Consider the following 13669-nt stretch of genomic DNA (forward strand, 5'->3'; position numbering starts at 1 on the left):
TTACTGCCCCATGATGGCTTTGGGTTCAAGATACGCTTCCAGCCCGTAAGTGCCAAATTCGCGGCCAAGACCGGACTGTTTAAAACCGCCGAACGGCGCGAGCGGTTCGTCATAAACGCCGTTGACGAACACGCGCCCCGCGATAAGCTGCCGGGCAACGGCCGCCGTGCGCACAGTATCTTTCCCGCTAACGTAGGCCTGCAGGCCATAAACCGTATCATTGGCGATCTGCACAGCTTCGGCGTCATCGCGGTAGGTAATCACCGACAGCACCGGGCCAAAAATTTCCTGTTGGGCGATGGTCATGTCGTTGCGAACGTTCACAAACACCGTCGGTTTCACAAAGTAACCGCTGGCCAGCCCCTCGGGACGCCCTTCTCCGCCGCAAAGCAGCTCCGCCCCTTCGGCAATCCCGCTACGAATATACTCCTGCACGCGCTGGTACTGCCGGGCGGTCACGGCGGCCCCGATGTTGGTTTTCGGATCCCGCGGGTTGCCTGGTACCAGAATAGCCAGATGTTTGAGAATTTGCGCTTTGACCTCGGCCAGCCTGCTTTCTGGCACCAGCAGGCGAGTCCCTGCGATACAGGCCTGGCCGCTGTTCCAGCTCATGACCTGCAGCGCCAGCGGAATAGCGGTATCGAGATCGGCATCGTCCAGCAGCACGTTGGCAGACTTGCCGCCCAGTTCAAGGGTGACGCGCTTCATGGTTGCCGCCCCGTCACGGGCAATCGTTTTGCCCACCGCCGTTGAGCCAGTGAACGAGATTTTAGCCACGTCCGGGTGGCGCGTGATTTCCGCCCCAACCACATTGCCCAGGCCGGTGACGATATTAATCACGCCGTCGGGCAGCCCGGCGGCATGCAGGCATTCCGTGATGATCTCCGTTTGACGGGCGCTGAGCTCGCTGGGCTTGATAACCGCTGTGCTGCCGGAGGCAATCACCATCGACAGTTTGCCCGCGATAAAGCCGTAGTTAGCGTTCCAGGGGGTAATGAGCCCCACCACGCCCAGCGGCTCCATGACCACTTTCGCCATCCCCGCCAGAGATTCAAAAGAGTAGTCTTTCAGCAGATCGATTGCCTGGAGGAAGCTGTTGTACGAGCGAGCCACGGTGCTTTGGGCAAAAGCTATCGGGCAGCCGTATTCATCCACCATAGTTTCCACCAGCTCGTCTTCACGCGCTTTCACGGCGTCGTGCAGCAGCTGCAGCCAAATCATTCTTTGTTCGCGGCTGGAAAGGCGCATTTGCGGAAATGCGGCTTTTGCCGCAGCAATGGCGAGGCGGGTGTCTTCTTCGTCTGCCAGGCGAACCTGAGCGACAGGTTGTTCGCTGACGGGATGAATTAAGGTCAGCACCTCAGCGCCGTGGGGCGTGACGTGCTGACCGTTAATATAGAGGGTGTCGATGGTTTTCATTTATTGCGCTCCAGGGGGTTGTGTCTGACGACTTAAAGTGTCGTCGAACGCGGCCGTTTTCCTGTAGCGCAATCCTGTTTGATGCTTGCACAATCCTGCAAATCAGGACTGCTTTTTCATCTCTCTGCTGGCCACGCTCTGAAAGCGTCTGGCGCGCAGCCAGTCGTAGCACCAGTTATAAGCCACGGTGTACGGCAGGAAGAACAGGAAGAAACCAATCTCTACCATCAGCGCCTGCAGCAGCGTGACATTCAGCATCCAGGCGGCAAGCGGCAGGCCAATCAGAATAAAGCCCCCTTCGAAGCCCAGCGCGTGCGCAACGCGCAAGCCCATACCACGCTTGAGTGACGGCGGGTAAAATTTATCAAACCCGGCGTTGTAAATAATGTTCCAGACCATCGCGACGGTGGACAGCATGATAGCCAGCGCACCCATCTGGAAAAGCGGTTTGTTCATTAGCCAGGCGGCGGTTGGCGCACAGATACCGATGGCGATAGCCTCGAAGCCGACGGCATGCACAATGCGCTCAGACAGGCTTCTGTTGTTTTGCGATTTCATTTTGATGACTCCTTTTTCACAAGGTCGCCATTATCATCGCAATTATTGATATAATATAGCTAACAGCCATCGATAAAAGCGATAGTTTATGCGTTACTCCCCGGAATCACTGGAAGCCTTTTTACAGGCCGTTGAAACGGGTTCTTTTTCCGCCGCCGCACGCAAGCTGAAAAAGAGCCAGTCCACCATCAGCAGCGCTATTGCCAACCTGGAAGCTGACCTTGGCGTGACGCTGTTCGATCGCCACGCCAGGCAGCCCACGCTTACCCCGCACGGGCAGCGCGTTTTGCCCTATGTACAGGCTATTTTTGCCGCCAGCGAGCGGCTGGATGAAGTTTCCGTCAGGCTGGCGGACAACGTCGAGCCGCGCCTGACGTTTGTGCTTTCCGACATGTGGCAAACCGCCCACCACGAATCCATCCTGCAGCAGTTTTCCGAGCGTTACCCGGACATCGAATTTGAATGCATTATTGCTGAGGATGAAGACGTGATTGATAGTCTGCAGATTGGCCGCGCCCACGTCGGCGTCCTGCGGGTTCAGGAGAGTTACCCGCCGGATATCACCGTTGCCCGCCTTCAAGTTGGTGCAGAAATGACCATTTTTATTCATCGCGATCACCCGCTGGCGAAGCAGACAGAGGTGCGGATGGATGAGCTACATACCGTGCGGCAACTGGTGCTTAAAACCTTTGTGCGCCCCGGTAAGGTCGCCGCACGCGGCCCTATCTGGTCGTCCCCATCTTTACTGCTGCTGCTTGAGATGGCGGAACAGGGTTTTGGCTGGGGAATTTTGCCGAGCTGGCTGGTTAACCAGTTTGGGCACGGCGTGCTTAAGCCGCTGAAGGTGGAAGGCTGGCCGCAAAATCTTGAGGTGGATGTCGCCTGGTCGAACAAAACGCCGCCCGGCCCGGCTGGCCGCTGGTTGATCGACCGACTACGCGAGCGGCGGTAATAACTCGGCACACACTTGCGGTTGTCACCCGCACGGCTTTCAGGTTAAAAAACGTTATTCCACCAACAGGATCCCGTAAATGAGCGTTATCACTCCCCTTTTTGCTATTACCGCCACCATCGCGCTGGGCGCCATGAGCCCCGGCCCAAGCTTTGTTTATGTCGCTCAAAATGCCGTAGCGCGTTCACGCGCGCATGGGCTGGTGACCGCGCTGGGAACCGGCGTCGGGGCGGCGGCATTTTCGCTGATGGCGCTGCTGGGTTTACAGGCTTTTCTGCTGGCGGTGCCGGTGGCCTATACCGGGATCAAGATAGCCGGCGGGCTTTATCTGCTGTGGCTGGCTTATAAGATAATCAAACACTCTCGCGAGCCGCTGCACGTGGGCGCCGTGGGAAAAAGCGATAAAAGCATGATAGCTACCTTCCGTGACGGGCTGTTCACCCAGTTGAGCAACCCGAAAACCGCCGTCGTGTTTGCCAGTATTTTTACCGCGCTGCTGCCGCGCGAGATCCCGGCATTCTACTACGTCGTGCTGCCGGTGCTGTGCTTTGTGATTGATGCGGGATGGTATTCAATTGTCACGCTGGTGCTCTCTTCCGAGAAACCGCGCAATGCCTACCTGCGTTTTAAAACTGTGATTGACCGCTTAGCGGGCGGCGTGATGGGGATTTTGGGGCTGAAGCTGATTTTCTTCTCACGCTAAAAAACAGAAAGCCACCGCAAGCGGTGGCTCAGACAGAGTGGGATCAGTGAATCCCCAACCGGTGCGCATGGAAAATCTCTTCACGCAGTTCGAGGTGGGTTAAACCCAGCAGATCGGCAAACTCCAGCTTGAGCTGCTGCAGGCGGATCAGGAATTGCGCGGGGGTTAACTGCTCTTGTTCACGACGAAGGAATTCAAACGCTAAGGTGGTTGGGGTTATCTCGGTGTCCATGGTAATCCTCTGTTGGGTTGTGAAATCGACAGTATTGTACCACCAACGCGCTGTTCAAAAAACAGCCAGAGCAGGATTTCTGGCGCTTAACTTTTATAACAACATCAGGACTGAAACATGTTTTCTAAGCATTATGAAGTGGATGAAAGCCATATTGATTTTCAGGGCGTAGTCGACGGCCTGTACTATCCGTTTTACATGGAGTGGACGCGCCACGCCTACATGCGCGAGGCGCTCGGTATTGATATCGAGGAAGAGTTCCGCCAGGGCAAGCTCTACATGGTGCTGGAGTACTCCCTGCGCTTTCGTAAGAGCCTGCAGAAAGGCGACAACGTTGAGGTCACCTGCCAGCTTGAGCGCAACGAAAAACGCAACCGCGTGAACTTCGCGCAGCAGATCAAAGTTGATGGCGTGGTTTATGCCGAAGCGACGTTTGTCGCCACCTGCCTGGCCAATGGCCGCCCTTCCATGCCGGAAGCCGTACTGAACGCACTGGAACAGCTTTAACATCGATTAGCGAAGGGCAACCGTGCTCTTCGCTAGCCTTCCTTCAGCGCCTGGAGGATGTAATCTGTTCTCCACTCCACGCTCTCCTCCGGCAACACGATTATCCGATACCCCAGCTTGCCGTATGTGTCAGCCATGATTGCAGCCGTCTGCACCGCCTCTTCCCAGCTCTGCTTTCTTTCTGCATCCCCGGCATAAATAGCCTTCCAGGGCGGTGCCAGGAAAATATCAGAATGGTAGGGAAACCGTCTAACGGCTTCCAACAGATGATCGGGAATGGGCAACTGCATCAGGGTGAGATAACCCAGGATGTCCGGCACGCCGCGATCGTAAAAACAATAAGTCTGTTTTTCGTCTGCGCCATACCAGGAGCGCATTTCCCACCCAAGCATCTGCTCAGCAAATGCCGCAGGATCCTGCCAGGGTAAGGCGTGCCCGCCAATTTGCTGCTGGTGCTGAATAATGCTCCTCCCGGCCTCCGGCTGACAATCAAAACCCCGGCGTTTGAGCTCATTAATGAGGGTACTTTTCCCGGAACCTGGCCCGCCGGTAAGCACCACACGTTTCACCTGAATATTGTTCATAAACCTCCCAAACATTATTTTCTTTACTGATTTATGGTGATTCCACGCCCTCGTTCCTGCTACCCTCTGGCAAAAAAGTGAATAAGACTTAGGATCACCCGCATGCAAGAATTTATCCGGCCGGTTTTGAATCTGCCTAACAACGAGAAGAAACTGCTGCTGCACTCCTGCTGCGCCCCCTGCTCGGGTGAAGTCATGGAGGCCATACACGCGTCCGGTATCGAATACACCGTGTTCTTCTACAACCCAAACATTCACCCGCAGAAAGAGTATTTACTGCGCAAGGATGAAAACATTCGCTTTGCGGAACAGCACGGCGTGCCGTTTGTGGATGCGGATTACGATACCGATAATTGGTTTGAGCGTGCGAAAGGGATGGAGTGGGAGCCGGAGCGTGGAGTGAGATGCACCATGTGCTTTGATATGCGTTTCGAGCGTACCGCACTTTACGCCCATGAGCACGGATTTAATGTCATCAGCAGTTCGCTGGGGATTTCCCGCTGGAAAAACATGCAGCAGATTAACGACTGCGGGCACCGCGCCGCCGCGCCTTATGAAGGCATGAGCTATTGGGATTACAACTGGCGCAAACAGGGTGGCTCCGCTCGCATGATTGAAATCAGCAAGCGCGAACAGTTCTACCAGCAGGAATACTGCGGCTGCGTCTATTCCCTGCGCGACACCAACCTGCACCGGAAAGCCAATAACCGGCCGATGATTAAAATCGGCAAGCTGTTCTACGGCAAGGACGACGAGTCATCTCAGGCTTAACCCACTGAATGGTTGACACATTTTTGCATTAATTAACGGTTGCCCGTAGTAAGGGCAGCTGTTTTAATTTCCTCTTTAAATTATTACCAGAGGGAACTATGCAAAATAATACTCACGCTGGCGTCAGGGCTTACAACCCTATCACTCTAAAACTTTACGACTGGTGGGTGTTAAAGATCTCAAATCAGTACGCCTGGCGTTGCCCGACAGACACCGTTTTGCTCCCCCATTTCAAGGCCCACACCGGCGAAAATCATCTGGATATCGGCGTGGGAACGGGCTATTACCTGCCTCACCTGCCTGCCACCGTTGAACTTTCCCTGATGGATTTGAACACCAGCAGCCTGCAGGCGGCCTCGGCGAAAGCGGGCCACAGTATCAAAGACCATCTGCAGCATGACGTTTTTAACCCCCTGCCGCAGAGCTGGCACGATCGTTTTGACTCCATCTCACTTTTCTATTTACTGCATTGCCTGCCCGGCTCGCTAAACGACAAAGCGCTGGCGATAGATAACATTGCCCGTGCACTTAAAACAGAAGGCACGCTCTTTGGCGCGACGATTCTGGGTGAAGGCGTGGCGCACAATGCTTTTGGCCGCAAGCTAATGAACGTTTATAACAAGAAAGGGATCTTTTCTAATCGGCAGGATTCAGCAGGACTGCTCAGGGATGTTTTGACCGCGAGATTCGAACGGGTCGACGTAAAAATTGAAGGTACAGTCGCGTTATTTACCGCCAGCGGACGCCGCGATTAAGAGGGAAAATCCGGGAGCCTGCCGACATCGATCAGGCCCCGTAATCGTTCAAAGTAACCCAGAAGTACCCTGCATTTTCCCGAGCAGGTTTGAAATTTATAGCCAGCAACCCTGGACATTGCACGGATATATTCTGTTTGATTTTTAAGGCACTTAACGCAAATCAGGGCTTTGCAGTTTGCGTTAAGTGCGATTTCACTGCGGCTACACTAGTGAGAGCGCTTTCTTTGCCATTATTGCTCCGCCAGCCCGCGGTTTTTCAGCATCGGTTCGCTGTGCGGATCGTGCCCTCGCCAGTCGCGGTACAACGCTTCCAGATCGCTGCTGTTACCTCTTGAGAGAATCGCTTCCCGGAAGCGCTGGCCGTTTGCGGCGCTGAGCCCGCCCTGCTCCACAAACCACTGATAGCCGTCGTCCGCTAACATTTGCGTCCAGATATAGGCGTAGTAACCCGCCGCGTAGCCGCCGCCAAAAATATGGGCAAAATAGCTACTGCGGTAGCGAGGCGGCACCTCGGCCAGCTTGATGTGCTCTTTTTCCAGCGCTTCAGCTTCGAAGCGCGCCACATCATCAATAGCCGTGTCTGGCGCCAGGCTGTGCCAGTTCATGTCCAGCAGCGCCGCCGCCAGCAGCTCGGTCATGTCATAGCCTTTGTTAAACTGCGCGGCGCGGAACAGTTTGCTGCGGAGCGACTCCGGCATTGGCTCACCGGTCTGGTAATGCCGGGCATAATTGGCAAAGACCTCGGGATGGCTCGCCCAGTGCTCGTTAATTTGCGAAGGGAACTCCACAAAATCTCGCGGCGTGTTGGTCCCCGAAAGGCTCGCATAGCGCTGGGTAGCAAACAGGCCGTGCAGCGTATGGCCGAACTCGTGAAACAGCGTTATGACATCGTCCCATGAAATCAGGGCAGCCTCGCCGCTGGCCGGTTTGGTGTAGTTGCATACGTTGTAGATCACCGGCATGGCGTCAAACAGCGTGGATTGCTCGACAAAGTTCCCCATCCACGCCCCGCCGCCTTTGCTGTCTCGGGCGAAGAAATCACCGTAGAACAGCGCCATGCCGCGCCCATCGTTATCAAAAATCTCCCAGGTGCGCACATCCGGGTGGTAAGTCGGGATATCAAAACGTTCCACGAAACGCAGCCCGAAGAGCTGGCTGGCGGCCCAGAATACGCCGTTAGTCAGCACACCGTTGAGTTCAAAATACGGTTTAATCTGCCCTTCATCGAGATCGTACTTCGCACTACGCACCTGCTCGGCGTAAAACTGCCAGTCCCATGCCGTGGCCTGGAATCCCCCGTTCTGGGCATCAATAACGTCCTGAATGTCTTTCAGTTCGCGGCGCGCCCGCCCGGTGGCCGCAGGGACGATGTTCCGCATAAAGCGCAGCGCCGCATCGGGGATTTTGGCCATCTGGTCGGCCATTTTCCAGGCCGCGTAGTTTTCAAAGCCCAAAAGCTGAGCTTGTGCAGCCCGCAGCGTAGCCAGGCGAGCGACGATGGCGCGAGTATCGTTCGCATCGTTGCGCTGGGCACGCGTCCAGCCAGCCTCAAAGAGCGCTTCTCGCGTGGCGCGGTCGCTCAGGCTTTGTAAAGCCGGCTGCTGGGTAAAATTCAGCAGCGGAAGCAGCCATTTACCCGGCAGGCCTTTGTCAGCCGCAGCCTGCGCCGCAGCCGCAATTTCCGCACTGGTCAGGCCGTTAAGCGCCTCAGCGTGGTCAACCACCAGACCACCGGCTTTATCCGCCGCATGAAGACGATTATTGAACTGGCTTGTGAGCTGGGCGCTCTCTTTGTTCAGCGCTTTCAGCTGCGTTTTATCCTGCTGGCTTAACGTGGCGCCCGCCAGCTTGAACGACTGCCAGGTCACCTCCACCAGCCGCAGGGATTCCGCATCCAGATTGAGGTCGTGGCGCTGCTGATAAACGCGATTCAGCCGGGCGAATAAGGTATCGTTCAGGCGAATTTCATCGGCAAGCTCAGCCAGTTCGGTGGAGAACTCTTCATCAAGCTGCTGCAGGAAATCGCTGGTGTGCGCCGACGTCATGGCGTAGAACACGGTAGTCACGCGGCCCAGCATCGCACCGGTTTTCTCCAGCGCCAGGTAAGTATTTTCAAACGTAGGCTCAGCCGGATCACCGGCAATGGCGGCGACTTCTGCACGCTTGATGCGCTTACCTTCATCGAAAGCCGGTCGGTAATGGTCGTTAGTTATCTCGTCGAAATGCGGGGCCTGATAAGGCAATAAACTCGGCTGGAAAAACGGGTTGCTCTGCAACATCCTCTACTCCCGGTGACCTGAAATGTGGGTTAGTTATAGCGCATTTAGCTTCGTTTCTTAAAAGAAAAACTAAGATTACCGTGGCCCGTTAGCGTGCTAAGGTAGTGCCGGACAAAAGCGTTGAGGAACAGAGAGATGATTGTACTGGTTACGGGTGCTACCGCGGGCTTTGGTGAAAGCATTACCCGCCGTTTCGTTAAGAATGGCCATAAGGTTATTGCCACCGGCCGCCGTCAGGAACGCCTGCTCGAGCTTAAAGAAGAGCTGGGTGACAACCTGTTTACGCTGCAGCTGGATGTGCGCAATCGCGCGGCAATAGAAGAAGCGCTGGCTTCCCTGCCGGCCGACTGGCAACAGATTGATATCCTTGTCAACAACGCCGGGCTGGCGCTGGGCATGGAGCCTGCGCATAAAGCCAACGTCGATGACTGGGAAAACATGATCGACACCAACAACAAAGGCCTGGTTTATATGACCCGCGCCGTGCTGCCGGGCATGGTCGAGCGCAATCGCGGCCACATTATTAACATCGGTTCCACCGCGGGCAGCTGGCCTTACGCCGGGGGCAACGTCTACGGGGCGACCAAAGCCTTCGTGCGCCAGTTCAGCCTGAACCTGCGCACCGACCTGCATAAAACGGCCGTTCGCGTGACCGACATCGAACCGGGCATGGTGGGCGGCACCGAGTTTTCCAACGTGCGCTTTAAGGGCGACGATGACAAAGCCGGCAAAACCTACGAAAACGCCAACGCGCTGACGCCGGAAGACGTTACCGAAGCCGTCTGGTGGGTGGCGACGTTACCGAAACACGTCAACATCAACACCCTGGAAATGATGCCGGTCAGCCAGACGTTTGCCGGTCTGAGTGTCCATCGCGAAGGGTAACTCTGGCGAAAGTCATAGTGAAACGGGGCCTTTGCAGCCCCGTTTTTTCATCTTACGGCACGCTAAAATGCGGAGCGATCAGGCCCGGCCCCAGCCAGCAACGATGATCAGCATCCCACAGAAAGCAATGGCCGCTCCGGTCCAGTCGTAAACGCTGAGCTTCACGCCGTCGACCACGCGCAGCCAGAGCAACGCCGTCACCACATAAACCCCGCCGTAGGCCGCATAGACGCGCCCGCTGGCCGCCGGATGCAGCGTCAAAAGCCAGACAAAAATCGCCAGCGACAGCGCCGCTGGCAGCAATAACAACGGAGAGCCGTTGCGTTTAAGCCATAGCCAGGGCAGAAAACAACCAATAATCTCCGCCAAAGCGGTGGCAAAAAATAGCAACGTTGTTTTGATCATATTGTCTTTTCTTCAGTAATAATGATGCCCACTAACTCTGACATTAGGCGCGAATCAGCCTCAATGATATGATTAGTTTTATTAAACTAAAAAGGAAATCGCAATGAACTCAATCCTTCGTAAGTCTTTGTCATGGATGCCGTTAGCCTTGCTGGGAGCTGCATTCATGGTTTCTATGCCAACCCAGGCCGATACTAACGTAATCGTTGTTCCGGGCGGAACGAACGGCGTCGGTGGTCAGGAGAACTCCCTGACCCGCCAGCGCGCAGCGGAAGAAAAAGAGCAGTGGAATGACACCCGTACCCTGCGCCAGAAGATCAACCGCCATAACGAAAAAGTGTTCGACCGTGAGTCGGCGCGCGGGGACAAAGACTGGGCCAAACAAGATGCCGCCCAGGATACCTTCGACAAATGCCAGCAGAGCGCCAACGTGAACGCCTACTGGGAGCCGAACACCCTGCGCTGCCTGGATCGCCGCACCGGCCGCGCGATCAATCCATAATAGTCCCCCTCTCAAACGAGGCTTCTGCTTAAGAAGCCTCACCATCATCAGCGCAAGGATTTGCTATGAGTAACGAACTGCCTATTCGTCTTCGCCCGCTTGAGCGCGAAGATCTCCGCTTCGTCCACCAGCTGGACAATAACGCCAGCGTCATGCGCTACTGGTTTGAAGAGCCTTACGAAGCCTTCGTGGAGCTGTCTGACCTGTATGACAAACATATTCACGATCAGAGCGAGCGCCGCTTTGTCATCGACTGCAACGGCGTGAATGCCGGGCTGGTTGAGCTGGTCGAAATCGACCACATCCACCGCCGGGCGGAGTTTCAGATAATTATCACGCCGGAGTTCCAGGGCAAAGGGCTCGCCTCGCGCGCGGCCAAACTCGCCATGGAGTACGGTTTTACCGTGCTCAATCTCTATAAGCTCTACCTGATTGTCGATAAAGAGAATGAAAAAGCGGTACATATTTATAAAAAACTGGGCTTTATCGTGGAAGGCGAGCTGATCCACGAGTTCTTCATTAACGGCCAGTACCGCGATGCCATTCGGATGTGCATCTTCCAGCAGCAGTTCCTGGCGCAGAAAACCCCGGAAAAAACCCTGCTGAAGCCGACGGCTCAGTAACCGCTTTTCACAGATGAATGCCGCCCTGCGTGAGCATTCATCTGTCCTTCCCTGTTTCTCCCGCCAGCCTTCTTGCGCTTCGTCTATTTTCCAGACAATCAGACGGGTTTTTCCTGCAAACCACTCAATCAGAACTAAAATAATAGGGCTGTAAAATTTTGCGTTTAAAAGGCAACGGCTATCAAATTCGTAGGCCCATCCAGATATTAATTATTGATCGTACAGATTATCGTTATCGGGCATACATATAACGGAGAGCAAAATGAGCAATTCTACTGACTTACACAATGCTTCCTCAGCGAGCGCAGGAAAGTGCCCATTTAACCACGGCCAGAGCACGGACATTGCCGGCGAGGGAACCAGCAACCAGGACTGGTGGCCGCACCAGTTGCGCGTCGACCTGTTGAATCAACACTCCAATCGCTCCAACCCGCTGGATGAAAACTTCAGCTACCGCAAAGAATTTAGCAAACTCGATTATTACGCCCTGAAAGGCGACATCAAAGCGCTGTTAACGGATTCTCAATCCTGGTGGCCTGCCGACTGGGGCAGCTATATCGGTCTCTTTATCCGTATGGCGTGGCACAGTGCAGGAACCTATCGCTCCCGCGACGGTCGCGGTGGCTCCGGACGCGGTCAACAGCGTTTTGCGCCTCTTAACTCCTGGCCGGATAACGTCAGCCTCGATAAATCCCGTCGCCTGCTTTGGCCCATTAAACAAAAATATGGTCAGCAAATTTCCTGGGCAGACCTGATTATTCTCGCCGGTAACGTGGCGCTGGAAAATGCGGGCTTCCGCACCTTCGGCTTTGGTGCCGGGCGCGAAGATGTCTGGGAACCAGATCTCGACGTTAACTGGGGGGCAGAGAAAGAGTGGCTTGAGCACCGCCACCCGGAATCTCTGGCACAGGCTCCGCTCGGTGCGACCGAAATGGGTCTGATTTACGTCAACCCGGAAGGCCCTGAGCACAGCGGCGACCCGCTTTCCGCAGCGCCTGCTATTCGCGCCACCTTCGGCAACATGGGGATGGACGACGAAGAGATTGTCGCCCTGATTGCCGGGGGCCATACGCTCGGTAAAACCCACGGCTCTGCAGCCGCCACCCACGTTGGCGCAGACCCGGAAGATGCTCCGCTTGAGGCGCAGGGGCTTGGCTGGGCAAACAGCTACAATAGCGGCGTCGGCGCGGATGCCATAACCTCCGGCCTCGAAGTGGTCTGGACGCAAACACCAACCCAGTGGAGCAACTACTTCTTCGAAAACCTGTTCGGCTACGACTGGGTACAAACCCGCAGCCCGGCAGGCGCCATTCAGTTTGAGGCGACCAACGGCCCGGATATCATCCCCGATCCGTTTGATCCGTCCAAAAAACGCAAACCAACGATGCTGGTAACTGACCTGACACTGCGCTTCGATCCAGAGTTCGAGAAAATTTCTCGCCGCTTCCTGAACGATCCGCAGGCCTTCAACGAAGCCTTCGCCCGCGCCTGGTATAAACTGACGCACCGCGATATGGGGCCAAAAGCGCGCTACATCGGCCCGGAAGTGCCAAAAGAAGATCTGATTTGGCAGGATCCGTTGCCGAAAGCTACCCACGCGCCGTCCAGCGCCGATATCGACGCGCTGAAAAAAGCGATTGCGGATTCCGGTCTGTCCGTCAGCGAACTGGTTTCGGTGGCCTGGGCATCTGCCTCAACCTTCCGCGGCGGGGACAAACGCGGCGGTGCCAACGGGGCGCGGCTGGCACTTGCTCCGCAGCGCGGCTGGGAAGTGAACGCCGTGGCGGCCCGTGCTTTACCTGTGCTTGAAGCAATTCAAAAGGCATCCGGCAAAGCGTCGCTGGCGGACATCATCGTGCTGGCCGGTGTGGTAGGCATTGAGAAGGCCAGCCACAGCAAAGTACCGTTCACGCCGGGGCGCGTGGACGCCACTCAGGAGCAGACCGACATCGAGTCCTTCGAGCTGCTGAAACCGGCCGCTGACGGCTTCCGAAACTATCGCCGCATTGCGAATGCCACCTCAACCGAAGCGCTGCTGATCGACAAGGCGCAGCAGCTGACGCTGACGGCTCCTGAGCTGACAGTCTTAATCGGCGGTTTGCGCGCGCTGGGCGTTAACTACGATGAAAGCCAGCACGGCGTGCTGACTTCTCGCCCGGGTGAGCTGACGAATGATTTCTTCGTCAATCTGCTGGATATGCGTACCGAGTGGAAAGCCGCCGATGCGGACTCCGAAGTGTTTGAGGGCCGCGATCGCCTTAGCAGAGAAGTAAAATACACCGGCACCCGCGCCGATCTGGTCTTTGGCTCTAACGCCGTGCTGCGCTCCCTGGCGGAAGTGTATGCCAGCCAGGATGCCAAAGAGAAGTTCGTCAAAGACTTTATCGCCGCATGGACAAAGGTAATGAATCTCGACCGTTTCGACCTGCAGCAGTAAAACGAAAGGGAGGCTTTTGGCCTCCCCAGGTTTCACGCTATATGGGAAGGCATT

Annotated in this window: 15 protein-coding genes; 9 read left to right on the forward strand and 6 right to left on the reverse strand. The window is 55.7% G+C overall.

Annotation, left to right across the window (positions count from 1 at the left end; genetic code table 11):
* Window positions 1-1419, reverse strand: coding sequence for an aldehyde dehydrogenase family protein (locus ACREYP_RS11925; protein ID WP_336818727.1), 1419 nt, complete (start codon window positions 1417-1419; stop codon window positions 1-3).
* 102 nt (window positions 1420-1521) lie between these two features.
* Window positions 1522-1977: a multidrug/biocide efflux PACE transporter gene (locus ACREYP_RS11930; RefSeq protein WP_336818728.1), complete on the reverse strand. Its 456-nt coding sequence runs from the start codon at window positions 1975-1977 to the stop codon at window positions 1522-1524.
* Between the two features lie 88 nt (window positions 1978-2065).
* On the opposite strand from ACREYP_RS11930, the gene ACREYP_RS11935 reads away from it, so the two are divergent.
* Together ACREYP_RS11935 and ACREYP_RS11940 are read left to right on the forward strand one after the other, a co-directional pair.
* On the forward strand, window positions 2066-2929 hold the full coding sequence (locus tag ACREYP_RS11935; protein ID WP_166992682.1) for a LysR substrate-binding domain-containing protein: 864 nt from the start codon (window positions 2066-2068) through the stop codon (window positions 2927-2929).
* 79 nt (window positions 2930-3008) lie between these two features.
* Window positions 3009-3632, forward strand: coding sequence for a LysE family translocator (locus ACREYP_RS11940; RefSeq protein WP_008459129.1), 624 nt, complete (start codon window positions 3009-3011; stop codon window positions 3630-3632).
* A 43-nt stretch (window positions 3633-3675) separates the two neighbouring features.
* Here the strand turns inward: ACREYP_RS11940 and ACREYP_RS11945 are convergent, their stop codons facing one another.
* Window positions 3676-3864, reverse strand: a complete 189-nt coding sequence (locus tag ACREYP_RS11945) for a YdiH family protein (RefSeq protein ID WP_008459131.1) — start codon at window positions 3862-3864, stop codon at window positions 3676-3678.
* A 117-nt stretch (window positions 3865-3981) separates the two neighbouring features.
* On the opposite strand from ACREYP_RS11945, the gene ACREYP_RS11950 reads away from it, so the two are divergent.
* The gene (locus ACREYP_RS11950) at window positions 3982-4371 is read left to right on the forward strand and encodes an acyl-CoA thioesterase (RefSeq protein ID WP_008459134.1); all 390 of its coding nucleotides are present in this window, start codon (window positions 3982-3984) and stop codon (window positions 4369-4371) included.
* 32 nt (window positions 4372-4403) lie between these two features.
* On the opposite strand, the gene ACREYP_RS11955 is transcribed toward ACREYP_RS11950, so the two are convergent.
* Window positions 4404-4955, reverse strand: coding sequence for an AAA family ATPase (locus tag ACREYP_RS11955; protein WP_336818729.1), 552 nt, complete (start codon window positions 4953-4955; stop codon window positions 4404-4406).
* A 102-nt stretch (window positions 4956-5057) separates the two neighbouring features.
* On the opposite strand from ACREYP_RS11955, the gene ACREYP_RS11960 reads away from it, so the two are divergent.
* The gene (locus ACREYP_RS11960; RefSeq protein ID WP_008459139.1) at window positions 5058-5726 is read left to right on the forward strand and encodes an epoxyqueuosine reductase QueH; all 669 of its coding nucleotides are present in this window, start codon (window positions 5058-5060) and stop codon (window positions 5724-5726) included.
* A gap of 98 nt (window positions 5727-5824) precedes the next feature.
* A complete protein-coding gene (locus ACREYP_RS11965) occupies window positions 5825-6481 on the forward strand; it encodes a methyltransferase (RefSeq protein ID WP_336818730.1) in 657 nt (218 codons plus the stop codon).
* Window positions 6482-6714: 233 nt separating this feature from the next.
* Here the strand turns inward: ACREYP_RS11965 and dcp are convergent, their stop codons facing one another.
* Window positions 6715-8763 carry a peptidyl-dipeptidase Dcp gene (gene dcp, locus ACREYP_RS11970; protein WP_336818731.1) on the reverse strand — a complete coding sequence of 683 codons (2049 nt, stop codon included), beginning with the start codon at window positions 8761-8763 and terminating at the stop codon, window positions 6715-6717.
* Between the two features lie 135 nt (window positions 8764-8898).
* Here dcp and ydfG point away from each other — a divergent pair, with 135 nt between their 5' ends.
* A complete protein-coding gene (ydfG, locus tag ACREYP_RS11975) occupies window positions 8899-9648 on the forward strand; it encodes a bifunctional NADP-dependent 3-hydroxy acid dehydrogenase/3-hydroxypropionate dehydrogenase YdfG (RefSeq protein WP_008459146.1) in 750 nt (249 codons plus the stop codon).
* Window positions 9649-9726: 78 nt separating this feature from the next.
* Here the strand turns inward: ydfG and ACREYP_RS11980 are convergent, their stop codons facing one another.
* A complete protein-coding gene (locus ACREYP_RS11980) occupies window positions 9727-10053 on the reverse strand; it encodes a YnfA family protein (RefSeq protein WP_008459149.1) in 327 nt (108 codons plus the stop codon).
* Between the two features lie 103 nt (window positions 10054-10156).
* Here ACREYP_RS11980 and ACREYP_RS11985 point away from each other — a divergent pair, with 103 nt between their 5' ends.
* From ACREYP_RS11985 to katG, 3 genes are all read left to right on the forward strand, one after another.
* A complete protein-coding gene (locus tag ACREYP_RS11985) occupies window positions 10157-10555 on the forward strand; it encodes a DUF1283 domain-containing protein (protein ID WP_008459153.1) in 399 nt (132 codons plus the stop codon).
* 65 nt (window positions 10556-10620) lie between these two features.
* The gene (gene speG, locus ACREYP_RS11990; RefSeq protein ID WP_008459155.1) at window positions 10621-11178 is read left to right on the forward strand and encodes a spermidine N1-acetyltransferase; all 558 of its coding nucleotides are present in this window, start codon (window positions 10621-10623) and stop codon (window positions 11176-11178) included.
* Window positions 11179-11440: 262 nt separating this feature from the next.
* The gene (gene katG / locus ACREYP_RS11995; RefSeq protein WP_008459157.1) at window positions 11441-13615 is read left to right on the forward strand and encodes a catalase/peroxidase HPI; all 2175 of its coding nucleotides are present in this window, start codon (window positions 11441-11443) and stop codon (window positions 13613-13615) included.
* The last annotated feature ends 54 nt before the right edge of the window (window positions 13616-13669 follow it).

This window comes from Enterobacter sp. TMH.L2, from assembly GCF_050847315.1.
Classification (GTDB): domain Bacteria; phylum Pseudomonadota; class Gammaproteobacteria; order Enterobacterales; family Enterobacteriaceae; genus Cedecea.

Excerpts from the sequence above, each read along its gene's own strand:
- ACREYP_RS11925 (WP_336818727.1), bottom strand. The coding sequence starts at position 1,419 with ATGAAAACCATCGACACCCTCTATATTAACGGTCAGCACGTCACGCCC.
- ACREYP_RS11930 (WP_336818728.1), bottom strand. The coding sequence starts at position 1,977 with ATGAAATCGCAAAACAACAGAAGCCTGTCTGAGCGCATTGTGCATGCC.
- ACREYP_RS11935 (WP_166992682.1), top strand. The coding sequence starts at position 2,066 with ATGCGTTACTCCCCGGAATCACTGGAAGCCTTTTTACAGGCCGTTGAA.
- ACREYP_RS11940 (WP_008459129.1), top strand. The coding sequence starts at position 3,009 with ATGAGCGTTATCACTCCCCTTTTTGCTATTACCGCCACCATCGCGCTG.
- ACREYP_RS11945 (WP_008459131.1), bottom strand. The coding sequence starts at position 3,864 with ATGGACACCGAGATAACCCCAACCACCTTAGCGTTTGAATTCCTTCGT.
- ACREYP_RS11950 (WP_008459134.1), top strand. The coding sequence starts at position 3,982 with ATGTTTTCTAAGCATTATGAAGTGGATGAAAGCCATATTGATTTTCAG.
- ACREYP_RS11955 (WP_336818729.1), bottom strand. The coding sequence starts at position 4,955 with ATGAACAATATTCAGGTGAAACGTGTGGTGCTTACCGGCGGGCCAGGT.
- ACREYP_RS11960 (WP_008459139.1), top strand. The coding sequence starts at position 5,058 with ATGCAAGAATTTATCCGGCCGGTTTTGAATCTGCCTAACAACGAGAAG.
- ACREYP_RS11965 (WP_336818730.1), top strand. The coding sequence starts at position 5,825 with ATGCAAAATAATACTCACGCTGGCGTCAGGGCTTACAACCCTATCACT.
- dcp (WP_336818731.1), bottom strand. The coding sequence starts at position 8,763 with ATGTTGCAGAGCAACCCGTTTTTCCAGCCGAGTTTATTGCCTTATCAG.
- ydfG (WP_008459146.1), top strand. The coding sequence starts at position 8,899 with ATGATTGTACTGGTTACGGGTGCTACCGCGGGCTTTGGTGAAAGCATT.
- ACREYP_RS11980 (WP_008459149.1), bottom strand. The coding sequence starts at position 10,053 with ATGATCAAAACAACGTTGCTATTTTTTGCCACCGCTTTGGCGGAGATT.
- ACREYP_RS11985 (WP_008459153.1), top strand. The coding sequence starts at position 10,157 with ATGAACTCAATCCTTCGTAAGTCTTTGTCATGGATGCCGTTAGCCTTG.
- speG (WP_008459155.1), top strand. The coding sequence starts at position 10,621 with ATGAGTAACGAACTGCCTATTCGTCTTCGCCCGCTTGAGCGCGAAGAT.
- katG (WP_008459157.1), top strand. The coding sequence starts at position 11,441 with ATGAGCAATTCTACTGACTTACACAATGCTTCCTCAGCGAGCGCAGGA.